The following is a 19,161-nucleotide window of genomic DNA, read 5'->3' as shown; positions in this document are numbered from 1 at the left end:
GCTTCTTAAAACAGTTAACCTAAAACAAATACTATGAGCAAAACTACTTGGATTAAAACACTCTTTTTTTTATGCTTTCCTATAATGCTATGGGGACAATCAGAAACAACAATAAATCTGCTAAACAAAGTAGTCTTTTATGATGGATATGCAAAAACGGTTAGTGCTTCTGTACCCACTGGAGTAGATCGTATAGACAATACTAGATATGCAACTAAATTATCTGATTCGGATCGTTCTAAAATTCTAAACTCATTAAAAATGAAAGTTGAGATTGGAGCCCTTTGCGATAATTACGATAGAATTGGAGGAGTGTTTTTAAATATAGTGCCTAAAGGTGATTCTGTGACTTCTGCAAATGCTAAACGTATTGAAGTGGGACGTTTCATCACACCGTTTATGAATAAGAATAAACAACCAGCGGTAGTGCCGTATGAGTTTGATGTTTCTCATCTAGCTGCTGCTTTTAAATCGATTGATTTTAATAAGGACCACGATTTTTGGTTTGAATTATTTGTATTTGGTGTTCCATATGCAGCTAATAAGGAAGTGTCAGGTTGCGCAGGAAGAACAGACGTTTTTGAAGGTACATTATCATTAGTAACTTCCGATAGCGGAGATGTTGCTGCTGATTTTTATATGCAACCTATAGCAACCTATGTAAATTTCAATAAACATACAAATACAGATGTCCCTGGTACTACAACCAAAATATATACTATCACATTAAATGAAAATCTACCTGAGACGATGTTTCATCTAATAACTTCAAATCACGGAGCTAATGCAGGTGGAGAAGAATATGTACGTAGAGAACATTTTGTATATTTTAATGATAAAGAAGTCTTGGCCTATACACCTGGAGGGAAAAGCTGTGAACCTTTTAGAAAATATAATACACAGGGTAATGGTATTTATGGATCTACAAAACAAAGCGATAGCTGGTGGATGGATTGGAACAACTGGTGTCCTGGAGATGTTATCCCTAACAGATATATTGCAGTTGGAGATTTAGAAGCAGGTACTCATACATTTAAAATTACTGTTCCTGATGCTGTTTTTGTAGATAATCAAGGTAATTTTCCATTGTCTTTATACATGTATTCAAAATACAAACTAGGCACTTTAGCCATTGATGAAATCAAAGAAACTAGTTATAGTGTATACCCTAATCCTACCTCAGATTTACTTTATATTCAATCATCAGAGATTCTAAAAAGTGCAACCGTAATAAATAATTTAGGGCAGATAGTACTGACGACTAATGAGAAGGAATTAAATATATCAGAATTAGCTAAGGGAATTTATATCTTAAAAATAGAATTCGGAAATGGCGTTAAAACTACGGAGAGAGTAGTTAAAAACTAAACGCACTTAGAGATTGCACCTGTTTTCAAAAAGAACGTTTATAAAATTTTATATATTTGTTGGATTACCAAATAAATTATCAAGATGAAATTAAATACAATCGCTTGCATAGTACTCGCTTCTACTATGTTAATGGCATGTAACAAAAACAAAACAGAAGAAACGAAAGAGCAAGTTATTGAGAACACTGGGGACTTTGAGTTTAGTGTAGACCAATTCGCTGATATTGAAGTATTGCGCTATCAAGTTCCAGGTTGGGAAAACTTAAGCTTGAAAGAACAAACTTTAGTATATTACTTAAGTCAAGCAGGTTATGCAGGTAGAGATATTATCTGGGATCAAAACTACAAGCACAACTTAAAAATCAGAAAAGCTTTAGAAAACATTTATGTAAATTATGCTGGAGACAAAGAAAACGAAGACTGGAAAAACTTCGTAGTCTATGTAAAAAGAGTTTGGTTCTCTAATGGAATACACCATCATTATTCAAATGACAAGATTAAACCAGCCTTTTCAGAAAGCTATTTCAACCAACTTTTAACGGAAACTAAGACAGACTTAGATAAAGGAATTGCTGCAATTCTTTTTAATGATGTAGACGCTAAAAAAGTAAATCTAGATCTTTCAAAAGGACTTTTAAAAGGTTCAGCAGTAAACTTCTATGGAGAAGGTATTACAGAAGAAGAAGCAGATGAGTATTATAAAAACTTACCAAATGATCCTTTAAGACCAATCTCTACAGGACTTAACTCTAAACTTGTACGTGATGCTAATGGAAAATTAGTAGATAAAGTATGGAAGAGTGGAGGAATGTATGGACAAGCTATCGATCAAATTATCTATTGGTTAGAAAAAGCACAAACAGTTGCAGAAAATCAAAAACAAGCAGATGCTCTTGGATTGTTAATCAAGTATTATAAAACAGGAGATTTAAAAGTTTGGGATGAATACAACGTTGCATGGGTAGAAGCTACGGAAGGAAATATTGATTATAATAATGGTTTCATTGAAGTATATAGCGATCCATTAGGACATAAAGGTTCTTATGAAAGTGTAGTACAAATCAAAGATTTTGATATGTCTGCAAAAATGGAAGTACTTTCTAAAGAAGCACAATGGTTTGAGGATAACTCACCTTTATTAGATGCTCATAAGAAAAAGAATGTAGTAGGTGTATCATATAAAACAGTTGTAGTTGCTTCTGAATCAGGAGATGCTTCTCCTAGTACACCGATTGGAGTAAACTTACCAAATGCTGATTGGATTAGAGCTGAACATGGTTCTAAATCTATTTCATTAGGTAATATAATTGATGCTTATAATCATGCAGGAGGTTCAGACCGTTTGAAAGAATTTGCAAATGATGAAGAAGAGATTGCATTACAAGAGAAATACGGAGAAATATCAGATAAATTACATACAGCACTTCATGAAGTTGTTGGACATGCATCTGGACAAATAAACCCTGGAGTTGGTTCACCAAAAGAAACACTTAAAAGTTATGCTTCTACTTTGGAAGAAGGACGTGCTGACTTAGTAGGACTTTTCTATTTATACAGCCCTAAATTACAGGAATTAGGATTGGTTGATAACTGGGAAAATGTTGGTAAAGCTGCCTATGATGGTTATATTAGAAATGGATTGATGACTCAATTAATTCGTTTAGAACCAGGTGCTGATATCGAAGAGGCTCATATGAGAAATCGTCAATGGGTGAGTGCATGGGTGTTTGAAAAAGGTAAAAAGGATAATGTGATTGAAAAAGTGGTTCGTGATGGAAAAACGTATTTCAACATAACTGATTATAAAAAATTACACGATTTATTTGGACAGCTATTGCAAGAAACACAACGTATCAAATCTGAAGGAGATTATAAAGCTGCACAAGCTTTAGTTGAGAACTACGGAGTAAAAGTTGATCAAGCTATTCACAAAGAAGTATTAAGCAGAAATTCTAAGTTTAAATCTGCTGCTTATAGAGGATTTGTGAATCCAGTTATTTCACCTATTACAAATGAAGCAGGGGAAATTACAGGATTTGAAATCAACCAACCTAAATCATTTGAGGAACAAATGTTGTATTATTCTAAAACATACAACTTCTTACCAGAAGTGAACTAAAACTGTTTACATCTAAAATTAAAGACCGTCTCTAAAGGCGGTCTTTTTTTATGATTATATTTTTAATAGAATTCGTTTCTCTGTAATATTAAAACAAGCCATTGTTGTGTTGCTTTATTTGAGAAACCAATAGAAAAACAGGAGAAAGCAACCAAAACCAATAACCAAATAGGGGTAATGAATATTCATCTATTATAAAAAAATCTAATTCTAAAATATGATTGATACCGTATAAAGACATCAAAATAAGAGTTAATAGGTTAAAGATAAGTCCTATCTTTTTTTTATAGAAAAACCACCCTAGGAGCAAGGTAAAGTTACTAATCCAACAAAAGAAATCTAAATTTGGAAATGACATCCATCCCAGTGAAGCATAGATATATCCAAAATAATCATGAGGAGTAGTAAAAATAAGATGGACAGGTAAGAATAGGCTTATTATAAAAGTTAAAACGCTCAAATATAAAAACACGTTTTTTAAATTTAGTTTCATTTTCATCTGATTATTAGTGAAGTATTTCCATTTCCAAGTGAACTTTGAGGTAAACGTATAGATTGTCGTGACAATTAATAATGAAGCTACTTATTTGCGAATCGTCTTCTACTACTAAAATGGTCACAGCTTATGATATTAAGACGTTGTTTGTTGTTTCACTTCATAAATGTAGTAAAAATTCAGACTGTTCTAAAAAGCAAATAACATAAATCAATTTTGTCAACAGAAAAATCACTTTCATTATATTTTAATTTTTTTGTCTTATTACAAAATATCAGATGATGTTGTTTCAATATTTAAAAAAGAGGGCTCTAAAATATAAAACCCTCTTAATCAACTTAAAAAACAAATTAATAAAAAACTATTTCTTTCTATACGCCCAATAAAAAACTTGAGGTAATACTGTAAATGATAAAACCATACAAATAAGCAAACCTCCGACAATCATTATTGCAAGTGGTTTTTGAATTTCTGAACCCATACCATTTGAGAGAGCAGCAGGAAGTAAACCCATTGCACCCATTAATGCAATCATTATAACGGGACGAATTCTACTTCTAACCCCCTCAGATATTGCTTGCTCTAATGACATTCGGTGTCTCAAATTTTCTTTCATCACACCGATTAATAAAATACCATCAATCGTAGCTACACCAAATAGAATTATAAATCCAATCCCAGCAGAGATTCCAAAGGTAGTTCCTGTAATCCATAGGGATAAAAAACCTCCAATGAAAGCAAATAAGATAGTAACAGCAGAGATAACCGTTTCTTTTACCTTACCAAAATTAAAATACAATAACATTAAGATTAGAATTAAAGAAATAGGAACCACTATCATCAATTGTTTGGTAGCGCGTTCTTTACTTTCAAATTCACCTGCCCATTCCATTTTATTAGTAGGAGGGAGTTTAACTTCTTGAGCTACTTTAGCTTTAGCTTCTGCAATAGTGCTACCTAAATCTCTGCCTTCTATACTAAATCCAACACCTATATAACGACTATTACCCTCTCTATAAATAAATGCAGGACCTGTGTGATAATCTATAGTCGCAATTTCTTTTAGAGGAACTTGTTTTCCATCAAGTGTAGGAATTAGAATATTTTCAACCTTTTCTGCAGTGTTTCGACTCTCTTTTTGAAAGCGTAAGACCACATCGAATTGGCGTTCATTCTCATATAGTGTTGTTGCAGCTTGTCCACCGATAGTCATAGCTATAACAGCTTGTGCATCGGCAGTAGTAACAGCATAACGCGCCATTTTTGAATCGTGTAATTGAATTCGTAGCTCTGGTTGTCCAATATTTTTATAAACATTAATATCAGTTATCCCTTCAACGCTTTCGATAGATTGAGCTACTTGATTTGCCATTTTTTCAAGATCAAACAAATCATCTCCAAAAATCTTAATTACTAAAGAACTTTTTACACCTGCTACATATTCTTCTACATTATCTTGAATAGGTTGGCTGAAACCAAAATTAATACCAGGGTATTTTTCTAAAACTTCACGCATCTCAGCTAGTATAACTTCTTTAGATACAGAACGTTTCCATTCTTTTTCTGGTTTTAGTTCAATATGAAATTCTATATTGAAGAATCCAGTAGGGTCTGTTCCATCATTAGGTCTACCCGTTTGCGTCATTATAAATTTAATCTCTTCAAAGTTTTGTAAGTCGGCTTTCATTTCCTGAGTTAAACGAACGGATTCATCTAAGTGTATACTATTCGGAAGGGTAGCTCGCACATAAATAGCTCCTTCATTTAGTTTGGGAAGAAATTCAGAACCATAATAGTGGAATTTTATACCACATAGGACCAATAGTATTCCAAAACCAATCATAGTGAATTTCTTGCGTTTGAAACTCCAAGTAAACATGCGATAAATGTTTTTTCTAAAAAACCTTGAGATAATATTTTCTCTTTCCACAATATTCTTAGTTAATAACAATTTACACATAGCAGGAACATAGGTTAAGCTCAATATCAAAGAACCCAATAAAGCATATCCCAACGTAAAGGCTAGTGGAGAAAACATTTTACCCTCTACTTTTTGGAAAGAGAAAATTGGAAGTAATGCAACGATTAATATCAATAAGGCGAAAAATATATAACCAGCTACACTACCCGCACTTCTTTTAATAATACCTGACTTAGACATTTTGTTGAATCGCTTCATTCCTACATTCTTGGCTTGTTTTTCGAGGCCTACAAAAACATGTTCGACAATGACCAGAGTTCCTTCCAATAATAAACCGAAATCAAGAGCTCCCATCGAAATAAGGTTAGCAGGCAAACCTTGAATTTTAAGCATTACAATTGCGAATAAGAAGGCTAGTGGAATTACTGAAGCTACAATAAATGTAGTACGCCAATTGTATAGAAAAACAAAAACTATAATAGAAACTAAAACAATACCTTCAATTAGATTCTTTGTTACTGTATGAACCGTTGTATTAACTAATTCTGTTCGATCTATGATAGGAACAATCTTTACATTATGTGGGAGAATACGCTCGTTTAAATCCGATATTCTAGCTTTTAAACCTTCTATTACTTCATTGGGGTTTTGGCCGCGAAGCATTACTACAATGCCCTGAACAACATCATTTTCATCTTGATAACCTACTTGTCCAAGCCTTGGCTTTGCACCTATTACAACTTTTGCTACATGTTTAACTAGGATAGGAGTGCTCCCTTTTATTTCAATTAGAATGTTTTCAATATCTTTTATATCATCTAATAGCCCAACTCCTCGAACTACATAAGATTGATTTCCTTTTTGAATTACATCTCCACCCACATTAATGTTGCTTTTCTCAACAGCTTCATATACATCTAAAGGGGAAATATCGTAGTGAAGTAGTTCAGTGGGGTTAATCTGAATTTCGAATATTTTTTCTTCTCCTCCAAAACTTACAACATCAGCAACTCCTAGTACAGATAATAATTCTCGTTCAATAGTCCAATCTTGTATTGCGGAGACCTCTTTTATAGGTAAATCGCTCTCAATTATGTATCTGAAAATTTCTCCTGTAGCTCCTGATGGAGCTTCAATTTCATAATCTACACCCTCTGGTAGAGATACACTTCCCATTCTGTTTGAAGCGTATTGCTGTGCATAAAAATCTTCTACATTATCATCGAATAAAACCGTTACAACAGATAATCCAAATAAAGATATTGAACGAACTTCTGCTTTATCTGGAATGGTATTCATTTCTTTTGAAATGGGAAGCGTAATGAATTTTTCAATCTCTTCTGCACTTCTCCCTGGCCATTGTGTTATAATTCTAGCTCTTGTATTGGTCACATCTGGAAACGCTTCAATAGGTGTATGAATGTAACTGTAGATTCCTCCAAACAATAGTAATATCACACCAAAAAGAATGATGAAAGTATTTTTGAGGGAGAAGGCGACAATGTTTTTTACTAATTTTTGCATCTTACTTTTTTCTAGAATTTAGTTCTTCAAAAATCAATAACTCGTTGGTCGTGATAACAACTTCATCTTCTTTAAAATTGTTTGTTGCATACATATATAACTCGTTTTTAGCCACACTATCAACAAGTCTAACCTCTTGATTGCAATCGTCTTGGTAGATTACAACATAGCTTTGATTGTTGTCAAAAATTATTGCCTCCATAGGTATTGCTATAGCCTCTTCATTTGTAGCTTCTATATTGAGAATAACATCCGCAGACATTCCTGGTTTTAATTTACCTTCTTGATTGCTCATTACAATACGCGCTTTTAAAACGCGCTCTTCTTCATCAAAAACTTGTGAAACAAAAGAAATTTTCCCTTCAAAGTAAGTGTTGGGATGCGCTAATGTCTTTATTTTAACTGTTTGATTTGTATGTACTAAAGGTGCATATGAAGCGTATATGTTTGCCATAATCCATACTTCATCTAAATTAGCAACAGTAAATAGTGTGGATTCTCCAGCCTGAATTGACATACCTGGATTGATGTCTTTTGAAACAATATATCCATCACTAGGAGACTTGACCTGAAAAACAGATTTAGACTCGTTTGCACTGTATAAATCCATATTGCTTTCTAATGTGATAAGATTCGATTTAAGAACCTCTAAATCAGATTGTGCCTCAATCAATTCTTTTTGTGAAGAAATTCCATCATTAAACATTTCTAGTGTTGCAGTGTAATTGCGTTTAGCAACTTCTATTTGTGACTTCAGACCTCTAATTTGGTCGGACATTTCATTTAAAGAAGAGCTTTTTAACTCTGCTAGAAGTTGCCCTTTTTTAACGAAATCACCCAAAGAGAAATAGGTCTGTGTTATAACCCCATCTTGTAAACTTACAAAAGGAATTGTTTTGTTATCATTGTATTGAATAGTTCCTGAAAGTGTAAGCGTTTGTTCTACTTTTTGCTTTTTAATCTTTTCAAATTGTAGCTCGTCTTTTAAGGCCTGTGGGATACAATATGGTGCTAGTGTAGTAGGAGTAGATACACTACTTCCTTTTTTACAAGAGATGCTTAATACAGCAATAAGACCAAAGAATAGTATTTTTTTCTTTAACATAATCTGAGATATAAAGGATTTAAAGTTCTTTACCAGTGGTAAATTTTAGCAGTTCAAAGTTGTCTATTAGGTCTTTTTGAGTTTCAAGAATAAGTGTCTTGTTCTCTAGGTAGGCATCAACAAAGTCCAAATAAGAAATCAAGCTCACATTTTTATTTATGAAATTCTGATGATATGAAGAAATCAATAGATCTAGTGTTGCTTCATAATCTGGTTCAATACTAGTGTAGAGTTCAAGAGATTGTTTATAGTGGTTAAAAGCCTCTTGAATGTCATTGGAGTTTTGAATGATTTTGTTTTCATATTCAAAAGCCTGTTTTTCAATTTCTAGTTGCGCTTCTTTAATAGCTCCTTTGTTTCTATTGAATACAGGTAAGTCAAAAGAAAGACCAACACCTACAAAGTTTTGCATGATGTTTCCGGCTCGGTCATAACTAACAGAAAAAGCTAAGTCTGGGACGCAGTCTGCTTTTTCAATAGCTAGTTGTTTATCTGCTTGTAATCCGAAGTTTTTTGCCAATAAGATCTCGGGTAGACTTTCGTTTGCTTGATGGGTCAAGTTTTCTATTTCTATTTCAGATACTTTCGTTTTTGGTATTTCTAAAGATTCTGTGATCTCAATGTCATAATTTGAAGAAAGGCCTAAAAGAGTTTTTAAATTAGCTGATGCACTTTCATATTCTTTCGTAGCCTCTGTAAGCTCTTTCTTAAAGAGCATCGCAGCAGCTTTTAATCGAATATATTCAGCTTGACTAATATTACCTTGCTTTAATTGTGATTGATAAGCTTGTATTAATTTATCTGTTGATACAATTTGTTCTTTATACAGTATTTGAATAGCATTTTGAAATTGAAGTTTTGTGAGAGTATTTCGCAAGTCTAATTTTAGCTGTCTTAAAACAATTTCAAATTCATATTCTTTTTCCTTAACTGTAAGGTTTTTTAGAGCTAGATTCTTGCGTCTTTTTCCCGCTGTTTGAATAATTTGTTCAATCTCTAAAGAGAACTGAGTTGTTTTACCCCATTCATTTATAATAGGAGGTTGTTCTTCAACAGTACTATTTTTCCATAAGTTAACATCACTGATAGAAAAAGTAGGGTTAGGCCAAAATTTAGATTGAAGTAGCTGTGCTTCTGCTTGTGATATTTCTAGCCTAGAAGCCAATAATTCTAAATTTTGGTGTAAAAAGAGGGATTCTGCTTCTTGTTTGGTTAAAAGAAGCTTTTCTTTAGGCTGTGCAGCTGCAATTAAAATACCTGCTAAGGTGATGGCTACTGTAAATAATCTTTTCAAAATCATCTTGTTTTAGATTCCAAAAGTACCATTGGAAGATTACAAGAAACTTCGAGTGAAATTAAAAGACGATTAAAGCAAGATTAGAGTTTGATTAGAAAATTATTTCCTTCAAAATAATAGAGTGATAGTAGTTCCAACTCCATAGGTGGATTGAATGTGAAATGATATGTGATGCTGCTCAAAAATAAGCTTTGCTAAAGAAAGACCAATACCATTTCCTTTTATGTCTTTAACGTTTTTACCTCTAAAAAAGGTTTGACCAATAAACTCTAAATCGGATTCCAAAATACCAGTTCCTTCATCGCGTATTTGAATCTGAAGTTTACCATTAAGCTCTTGTAAAGTGATAACAACTACATTGGGCAGTGAGTATTTTAGGGCATTTTCAACAAGATTGAATAGAGCTAGTTGCAGTAACGTTTCATTTCCTTGAAACTCTAATAGAACTGCATTATCAACTTGTAGGTCAACATTTAGTCGACCTTGATTAGTTATACTTTGATTGTTTAAAATGTCCAGAATATTCCAAAGTACTTCGTCAATACGAAAAGTACTTTTAGAAGTGTTTACCTGACTTAATCCAGACATAAGTAATAAATTCGATAATATGGATTCTATCTTATAAACGTTTTCTAAAGCATCTTTTGCTACTTTTTGATATTCTTCTGCAGTTCTTTCTTTTTGTGCAAAGACTTCTAAATTTCCTGATATAGCTGTAAGAGGAGTTTTGAATTCATGAGAAACATAATTGATGAAATTTTTCTGAATTAGAAAGTTTTCAGATAGTCTAGAAATTAACTGGTTGTATGTTTGGATTAATTCATCGACCTCATCATGCGTGTTGGTAGTCGCTATTCCTTGTTTGAGATTTGAATAGTCGATTTGATTAATTTGATGAACCACTTGTTGGATCGGTTTGTATGCTAGCTTCGACAATCGCTTACTCAGCAAATAGATTAGTGTAAGTCCTAGACATAAAACAGTTAGAATAATAAGAAGTAGATTGTTTGCTTGTTTTTGAAAGGCCTCAGATGACGACTTTACGAAGACAACAAAATCTCCTTGATTGTCAGGATAGTATATGCCATAGTAAAAATTACCGCCTCTTTTAAATTGCGCTTTTTGAAGTTTTCGAACTTTATTTAAATCTTCTACGGTGATATTAGAATCGTTATAGAGAGCTCCATATTCTATTTCATTTCTGCTATTGTAGATGGCTACCATAGAACTATTTACCGTATTCTGAAAGTCTTTACGGATACTAGAGTGTTGAGATTGAGGTAATTCATCTTTTTCTAAATAGTAAAAAGCAGTTAGTAAACTCGTACTTTTTAAATTATCGAAATACATTTTTTCTGAACTATTATAGAACACAATATACACCAGCAAAGAAGTGCAGATAAAGACAATTCCAAAAGTAAGAGAAGATAAATAGGTAAGTCGATTTCGTAACTTCATATATTTAGTCTTTAAGTATGTAGCCAGTTCCTTTAATAGTGTGTATTAATTTTTCTGAACTACCATCTAATTTAGTCCTCAAATAAGAAACATATACATCCACTACATTGGTATTGTTGTCGAACTGAATACCCCAAACAGCATTTAATATTTGAGTGCGAGAAACTACTTTGTTTTTATTTTCCATTAAGTATAATAGGAGCTTATATTCTCTAGGAGATAAGGTTATAGGAATTTCATTCAAAGTCACTAAATGTGCCTCAGGATTTATTTTCAGTGCACCACAAACATGACTTTCTTCCAGACTATCATAATTAAATTTTGCACGTCTTGTTAAAGCTTTAATGCGAGATAGTAGTTCTTCAAAATGAAAAGGCTTAGATAAATAATCATCTGCTCCATAGTCTAAAGCTTGAGTCTTATCGCTTGTCGCATTTAAAGCACTTAGGACAAGAATAGGAGTATAGATTTTTCTATATCTAATAAATTGAATCAATTGCATACCGTCAATTCCAGGCAACATAATATCCAATAATATTAAGTCCCATTCAGTATCTTGAATCATTTCTCGAGCAACCTCACCAGATTTGGCTAAGTGTACTGAAAAACCATGCTCTTCCAAACCTTTTATTATAAAGTTGCTTATTTGTAAATCGTCCTCTACTACTAAAATAGTCACGTATATAAAATTTTATAAATTAGTCTTTATGAAGCTTTTGACAACATAAATTAAGCGATATTCTATCCCTAAGATAAGTTCTTATTCTTGAATCGTGATAAATATAAGGAAAATTGGAAGTGATATGCTTTATAGAAATCATAATTAGTGGCTTTATGAATAAAGGAACAAAAGATTATTCTGCTGTAAACATTTTTTTAGAATTTAGAATCGTATTTTGTAACGACCACAAATTAAAAGCATTGCTCAATCGTGATTGCTTGCGTATCTTTGTACATCAACGAATAAAAATGGGATTGAAAATATTACATACCGCAGATTGGCATTTAGGAAAACGCTTGGATTCTATCAGTAGAATGGAAGAACAGTTGAATGTATTAAATGAAATCTGTGAAATAGCCGATGCAGAAAATGTTGATTTAGTATTGATAGCAGGTGATTTGTTTGATACTTTTAATCCTCCTGTAGAGTCTATAGAGTTGTTTTATAGAGTTCTAAAGCGATTAGCAAGAAATGGAGAAAGACCTGTCATAGCTATTGCCGGAAATCACGATAGTCCTGATAGGGTTGATGCAACAGATCCTCTTGCTAAAGCTTGTGGAATTTTATTAATAGGACATCCTAATGCTATTGTTCAACCTTTTGAGTTAGAAGACGGATTTAAGATAACTCAATCAGATGAAAGTTTCTTGGAGTTACAATTACCCCATATTGAATTTCCTATTCGAGTTATTCATACACCTTATGCCAACGAAATACGCTTAAAGCAGTTCCTAGGTATTGAGGATAAAGGAACGGCACTTCATGAAAACTTAAAAGAAAAATGGGAGTCAATAGCAACTAAATATTGTGATGAAAAAGGAGTGAATCTTTTAATATCCCACTTGTTTATGATGCAGCGAAATGGTGAATTATTAGAAGAACCGGACGGAGAAAAAGCTATAAAAGTAGGAAATGCAGATGTGATTTACAGTGATGCTATTCCAACACAAATTCAATATACAGCACTTGGCCATTTACATAGACATCATCAAATTGGAAGAGAGACTCATCCTGTTGTTTATTCAGGAAGTCCTTTGTGTTATAGTTTTAGTGAAGCAGGACAAGAGAAATATGCAATGTTGGTTGAGGTTAAACCTAATACTACAGCAAGTTATAAAAAGATTCTCTTACAGGCAGGAAGAGCATTGTGTAAGAAAACTTTCGATGACGTAGAAAAGGCAATTGCTTGGTTACATGAAAATCCTTACACTTTGGTTGAGTTAACTTTAATCAGTGATACATTCCTAGCTACAGATGATTTAAAAAATATTCGGAATGCTCATGATGGTATAGTGTATATTATACCTAAAATACGAGTAAATGGTTCTGAAAATAAGGATGCTGTTTCTGTGAACCTCGACCAAGATATACAAGCATTATTTGTTGATTATTTTAAGTATAAACATCAACAGGATCCAAACGATGAATTATTAGACTTATTTGATGAACTAATGAATCAATAATTTTTTCTAATATTATTTTAAACTCCATTAATCACACTCTATAAAATTACTATGATACCGATTTCTTTAACCCTAGAAGGACTGTATTCTTACCAAGATCGTCAAACAATTTCGTTTGATACATTGATAGAAGCTGGATTATTTGGAATATTTGGTAAAGTTGGCTCAGGTAAATCTTCCTTATTAGAAGCAATTAGTTTTGCGCTTTATGGAGAAACTGAACGACTAAACGCAAAGGACAATAGGGCGTATAACATGATGAATTTGAAATCGAATCGTTCGATTATTGATTTTGAGTTTTACAATTTTGAAGAGAAAAAGTATCGTGTTTTCCGAGAGTTTAAACGAAATTCCAAACGTTTTGAAGATGTCAAGAGAACAGAGGCAGTTTTTTATGAATGGACAGATGAAAAATGGAAGCCGTTGGACCATGTTAATGCAGAAGAAATAGTTGGTTTAAGCTATGAGAACTTCAAGCGAACTATAATTATTCCGCAAGGTAAGTTTAAAGAGTTTATTGAATTAGGGGGAACTGCTCGAACTAAAATGATGCAGGAGTTGTTTGGACTAGAGCGATATGATTTAGCTGATAAAGTTAGACGACTGTATCTGAGTAATAAGGAGAGTTTAGATAGGTTGGAGGGAAGCCTACAAGCTTATGAAATTACAACAGTTGAACATATCAAAGAGTCAGAGAGAATATGGCAGGAGGAGGCTACAAAATATGAACAACAATCAAAATTATTTGTTTTTGAAAATGAATTATTGCAACAATTAAAAGTTGTAAAAGAAACATTTGAAGAATTTTTAAAACTACAAGTAAAACTTGAATCTTTAGAAGGATTAGAACCTAGTATTTTGCGAGAAGAAGAAGACCTCGCTCTTTATGAAAGAGTTGAAAAGAACTTTAGACAAGCTTTATCCGAATTCAAGAACATAGAGGAACGCAAAGCAAAGTTTGAAAAAGATAGACAGTTGGCAAATGATTTTTGTCAGCAATATGAAAAAGAGCTTCAAGAAGCTACGTTACTATTGCAACAATGGGAACCTGCTTATAAGAATATCGAATCCGATAAAAAGCAAGTCTTTGAATTGGGTTTAATTGCTACAATCACAAGAGCACAAGAAGAGATTGCAAAATGCGTATCGCGCCTAGAAAAGGGAGAACCTCTTGTAAAACAATGTCAAGAGGGAATTGATGTTGTCGAAAAAAGCTTACTCTCAAAGAGAAATGAATTGAAAGAGAAGAAATCTAAGCGTATATCAACCGCTGTATTGTTAGAAGTTGGTCAATGGTTTTCGGAAAAAAATCGTTTGGAGACTCAAGTGATTCACGAACGTGAAAAGTGTAATGCAACACAAGAAAAAATTAAAGGTATTACGGCAGAGAGAAATATATACGAATTAGAAGAAAAAACGTGGAGAGAAAGTTTAAATGATAAATCAAATCTACTTAAAAAGAAGGAAGAGCAACTAGTTCAACAAAAGAATCAGTTAGAAGTCGCTCAGCAGTTAAGTCAATATACTTCGGCTTTACATGATGGAGTAGCATGTCCATTGTGTGGTTCGTTGGAACACCCACACATTGCTAATCATGGAGATGTTTCGGAAGAACTGATGAAAAATCAACAAGAGCTACAAAACCATAAAGTTTTGATGGACGCTCATACAAAGGTGGAACGTGAAATGGAGTCCATTTCTGAACGCATTCGATTGTATGAAGTACAGTATAATGAGCTAATTGAAAGTGTAAAGAAATTAGAAGTTCAGTTAGAGGTACATAATAAGCTTTTTAGTTGGGGTGATTTTAATAAGGATGATGAAGTAGGCTATCAAACCACTAGAACAGCAGCAGCTTTATTAGAAAAAGAAGTAGAAACGCTAGAGAACTCTATTGAAATAGAACAAGAGAACAAGGAAAAGCTAGAAAAGAAGAAAGAGCTATTTGAAAAAGAGTTAGACAAAATCCGAAAAGAAGAATTGGAATGGCAAATGCAAATCCAAGCTTTTCAAAAGCAATTAGACGTTTTGAAATGGGAGGATTATAAGACACAAACTGCTGTTGAAATAGAAGAGTCTAGAGCATTTTTAGAAGCGAACATACAAAACATAGAAAAGGAATATCAAAAAGCATTAACTGACATAGCTGATTTACAGCCTAAATTAGCTTCGCAAAAAGCATTATTGGAGAAAATAAGAGTTGATAGTGAATTGTTACAACAACAAAGAGAGTCGCTGGAACATAAAGTAAACAGTTTGTTGGAAGTTGAAGGATTTGGAACGATCAATGAGGTGGAGGATATTTTAAAGAAAACTATAAATACTGTTGAATCTAGAAGTAGAATTCAGACGTTTAAAATTGAATTGGGAACACTTCGAAATGGGGTACAGACTCTTAAGGAAAAATTAGCTATAACAAATTATGATGAAGCTGTTTTTAAAAATCAGGAATCAAAAGTAAAAGAGCTAGAGCTTAGTGTTAAACAAACAGGAGAAAGAAGCATTCAGCTCAAAACAACATTAGATAGATTAAAAGAAGAATTTGAGCGTAAGAAAGAATTGTTACTAGAACAAGATAGACTTCAAAAACGAGCTGCTAATATACAAGTAATGAGCAATATGTTTAAGGCAAGTGGATTTGTTAATTATGTGTCTGCAATCTATTTGAAAAACCTCTGTGAACGCGCCAATACTCGTTTTCATAGATTAACTAAAAATCAGTTGAGTTTGCAACTTAATGAAAGCAATGATTTTGAAATATTAGATTATTTGAATAATGGAAAAACAAGAAGCGTTAAAACCTTATCCGGAGGACAAAGTTTTCAGGTTTCTTTGAGTTTAGCATTAGCATTAGCAGAAAGCGTACAGAGTTTGTCTAAATCAAACCGTAACTTCTTTTTTATAGATGAAGGTTTTGGTACTCAGGATTCTGAATCTGTAGACATAGTTTTTGAAACCTTGCAAAATCTGCATAAAGAAAATAGAATCGTTGGTATCATTTCCCATGTGGAAGAACTACAAGAACGAATACCAGTTTCTTTAACGGTTATAAAAGACCCGGAAAAAGGAAGTGTAATACAAAAGAGTTATGAATTATAAAGCAAATAGGCATTGAATTTTTTCAATGCCTATTTTTTTGTTTGCTGTTTAGCTTAAACCTTCCACTAATCCGTTCACTAAATCTATATGATTTGCTTGTGGTACTTTAGGAAGTCCAGGCATACGCATAATATCTCCTGCAACTCCAACTATGAATCCTGCTCCTCTATTAAAAACTAAATCTCGAATGTGTAAGTCAAAATCTTGCGCTACTCCAAATGCATTTGCATCTGTTGAAAATGAATATTGAGTTTTGGCTATACAAATAGGGAAACCATTCATATCAGAAGTTTCCAACTGCTTGAGTTTCTTTAAGGCAAGAGGACCAAAAGTAACTTGATTAGCACCATAGATATTTTGGGCAACTTTTTGAAACTTCGTTTTTATAGAGTCAGATTCTTCATAAGTGAATTTTAATTCTTTAGAAGGAGTTTCTGAAATGATTTTAGTCACCACTTCGGCCAAGGTTATAGCCCCTTCACCACCTTCACTAAATGCTTTATTGATGGCAAAACCAATATTGTTTTCTTTGCAATAACTCTCGATAACTCTTATTTCCTCCTCAGTGTCTGTGTTGTATTTATTAAATGCAACTACGATACTTTGTCCAAAGCTTCGAATGTTTTGTATGTGTTTTTCAAGATTCTGTAATCCTTTAGTCATACCCTCTACACTTGGGTTCTTTATGTTTTCAATTGGAACACCACCATGCATTTTTAATCCTTGAGCTGTAGCAACTATAACAGTTAGTTTTGGAGTTATTCCAGCTTTTCTACATTTGATGTTGAAGAATTTTTCTGCGCCCAAATCAGCACCAAAACCTGCTTCTGTTATTACATAATCTCCATAACTCATGGCCATTTTTGTTGCTAAGATAGAATTACAACCATGGGCAATGTTAGCAAAAGGACCTCCATGTATAAAGGCAGCTGTATTCTCAGTCGTTTGAACAAGGTTTGGTAGCAACGCGTCTTTCAATAAAACTGTAATAGCACCTGCTATTCCTAGGTCTTTTACTGTAAACATACTACCATCTGCTTTATAGCCTAAAACAATATTCTCTATACGATTTCTTAAATCTTCGATATTTTCTGATAGACATAGAATTGCCATGATTTCCGAAGCAGGTGTAATGTCGAAACCAGACTCTTGAGGTACTCCATTTGCACTGCCTCCTAAACCAGTGACTACATTTCTTAAACTACGATCATTTACATCTAACACGCGTTTCCATACTACTTCTTTTAAAACAGATTCTGTGCCTCTATTCTGATAAAGATAATTATCAAGTAATGCTGTTATAGTATTGTGAGCTGCTGTTATGGCATGAAAATCTCCAGTGAAATGTAAATTAATATTTTCCATAGGTAAAACTTGTGCATAACCTCCACCTGCAGCACCACCTTTCATTCCAAAACAAGGACCTAAAGAGGGTTCTCTTAATGCAACGATTGCTTTTTTTCCTATTTTGTTTAAGCCTAATGCTAATCCAATAGAAACGGTAGTTTTACCAATTCCTGCCTTGGTTGGAGTAATTGAAGTTACCAAGATTAGATTAGATTGTTTTGCTCTTTCTGGATTTAGTTCCTCTAAAGGAACTTTTCCCATGTGTTTCCCATATGGAATCAACGCATCTTCTTTCAAGTCGATGGTCTGAGCAATGTGTTGTATACTGTTTAAAGTCGTTTCACGAGCAATTTGAATGTCTGTTTTCATGTTAGATTTTTGTAAGCCTAAACAAAGTTAAAACTGATGTCTATTAGGTATTTAAATTAATCGTTTTTTATCCCCACATTTAGTAGTTTGGGGTATAGTTGAAATAAGGAATAAATATAGGGATTTATAAATTTAAATGCAGCAAGTAATTAATCTTGATTTCCTGTTTTTTATGACGACTATTCAATGGTAAGAAGCATATTGTGAAGATCTGCTTTTAAAACCGTATATTTACGGCTTTTTAAGACGATTTATAATAAATAATTATGAAAACAGAAGCGCAATTGCAAGAACGTAGTGGTAATAAATGTGAACTGTGTGAATCTACAGGGAAGTTGAATGTTTATGAGGTACCACCAGTTTCTGCAAATGAAACGGATAGAGAAATATACATTTGTGATACGTGTCTTTCACAAATTGATAAAAAAGAAGAATTAGATTCTAAACATTGGCAGTGTTTAACAACTTCTATGTGGAGTGAAGTTCCAATGGTACAAGTTGTTGCATGGAGAATGTTAAATCGTTTTAGAAGTGAAAGCTGGGCAGCTGATAACATTGAAATGATGTATTTGGATGATGAGTTAATGGAGTTGGCTAAAGCAACAGGTGACCATGAAGGAGATGGAAGTATTGAATTACACAAAGACTGTAATGGAAACATTTTAGTTGGTGGGGATACCGTTACTTTAATTAAAGATTTAGATGTTAAAGGTTCTACTTTAAATGCGAAAATTGGAACAGCTGTTAGAAACATCCGTTTAGTTCATGATAATATAGAGCAAATTGAAGGTAAAATTGACGGACAGCAAATAGTTATTCTTACCAAGTTTGTAAAGAAACAAGGATAATTGCTTTCAAATAAATAAAAGCCA

Annotated in this window: 12 protein-coding genes; 5 read left to right on the top strand and 7 right to left on the bottom strand. The window is 33.1% G+C overall.

Going from position 1 to position 19,161, the window contains the following annotated elements:
* Positions 1–33: 33 nt before the first annotated feature.
* Positions 34–1,368: a peptide-N-glycosidase F-related protein gene (locus tag BM024_RS09705; RefSeq protein WP_143077754.1), complete on the top strand. Its 1,335-nt coding sequence runs from the start codon at positions 34–36 to the stop codon at positions 1,366–1,368.
* A gap of 84 nt (positions 1,369–1,452) precedes the next feature.
* Positions 1,453–3,489, top strand: coding sequence for a dipeptidyl-peptidase 3 family protein (locus BM024_RS09700; protein WP_090679689.1), 2,037 nt, complete (start codon positions 1,453–1,455; stop codon positions 3,487–3,489).
* An 88-nt stretch (positions 3,490–3,577) separates the two neighbouring features.
* On the opposite strand, the gene BM024_RS09695 is transcribed toward BM024_RS09700, so the two are convergent.
* The 6 genes from BM024_RS09695 to BM024_RS09670 form a co-directional block, all read right to left on the bottom strand.
* Positions 3,578–3,982, bottom strand: a complete 405-nt coding sequence (locus BM024_RS09695; RefSeq protein ID WP_143077753.1) for a hypothetical protein — start codon at positions 3,980–3,982, stop codon at positions 3,578–3,580.
* A gap of 364 nt (positions 3,983–4,346) precedes the next feature.
* Positions 4,347–7,430, bottom strand: a complete 3,084-nt coding sequence (locus BM024_RS09690; protein ID WP_090679686.1) for an efflux RND transporter permease subunit — start codon at positions 7,428–7,430, stop codon at positions 4,347–4,349.
* Position 7,431: 1 nt separating this feature from the next.
* Entirely contained in the window at positions 7,432–8,535 is a 1,104-nt protein-coding gene (locus BM024_RS09685) for an efflux RND transporter periplasmic adaptor subunit (RefSeq protein ID WP_090679684.1), read from the bottom strand.
* Between the two features lie 19 nt (positions 8,536–8,554).
* Positions 8,555–9,835 (bottom strand): TolC family protein, encoded by a 1,281-nt coding sequence (locus BM024_RS09680; RefSeq protein WP_245753883.1) that lies wholly within the window; start codon positions 9,833–9,835, stop codon positions 8,555–8,557.
* Positions 9,836–9,940: 105 nt separating this feature from the next.
* Positions 9,941–11,290: a HAMP domain-containing sensor histidine kinase gene (locus tag BM024_RS09675; RefSeq protein WP_090679682.1), complete on the bottom strand. Its 1,350-nt coding sequence runs from the start codon at positions 11,288–11,290 to the stop codon at positions 9,941–9,943.
* 4 nt (positions 11,291–11,294) lie between these two features.
* Positions 11,295–11,969: a response regulator transcription factor gene (locus BM024_RS09670; RefSeq protein ID WP_090679680.1), complete on the bottom strand. Its 675-nt coding sequence runs from the start codon at positions 11,967–11,969 to the stop codon at positions 11,295–11,297.
* A gap of 290 nt (positions 11,970–12,259) precedes the next feature.
* On the opposite strand from BM024_RS09670, the gene BM024_RS09665 reads away from it, so the two are divergent.
* Positions 12,260–13,474, top strand: coding sequence for a metallophosphoesterase family protein (locus BM024_RS09665; RefSeq protein WP_090679832.1), 1,215 nt, complete (start codon positions 12,260–12,262; stop codon positions 13,472–13,474).
* Between the two features lie 51 nt (positions 13,475–13,525).
* Positions 13,526–16,573 (top strand): AAA family ATPase, encoded by a 3,048-nt coding sequence (locus tag BM024_RS09660; protein WP_090679678.1) that lies wholly within the window; start codon positions 13,526–13,528, stop codon positions 16,571–16,573.
* A gap of 48 nt (positions 16,574–16,621) precedes the next feature.
* On the opposite strand, the gene BM024_RS09655 is transcribed toward BM024_RS09660, so the two are convergent.
* Positions 16,622–18,289: a formate--tetrahydrofolate ligase gene (locus BM024_RS09655; RefSeq protein ID WP_090679676.1), complete on the bottom strand. Its 1,668-nt coding sequence runs from the start codon at positions 18,287–18,289 to the stop codon at positions 16,622–16,624.
* A gap of 266 nt (positions 18,290–18,555) precedes the next feature.
* Between BM024_RS09655 and BM024_RS09650 the strand changes: the two genes are divergently transcribed.
* On the top strand, positions 18,556–19,137 hold the full coding sequence (locus tag BM024_RS09650; RefSeq protein WP_090679673.1) for a PhnA domain-containing protein: 582 nt from the start codon (positions 18,556–18,558) through the stop codon (positions 19,135–19,137).
* Positions 19,138–19,161: the final 24 nt, after the last annotated feature.

This window comes from Myroides guanonis (genome assembly GCF_900114085.1).
GTDB classification, from domain to species: Bacteria; Bacteroidota; Bacteroidia; order Flavobacteriales; family Flavobacteriaceae; genus Flavobacterium; species Flavobacterium guanonis.
This window is presented reverse-complemented; position numbering and strand designations above follow the sequence as displayed.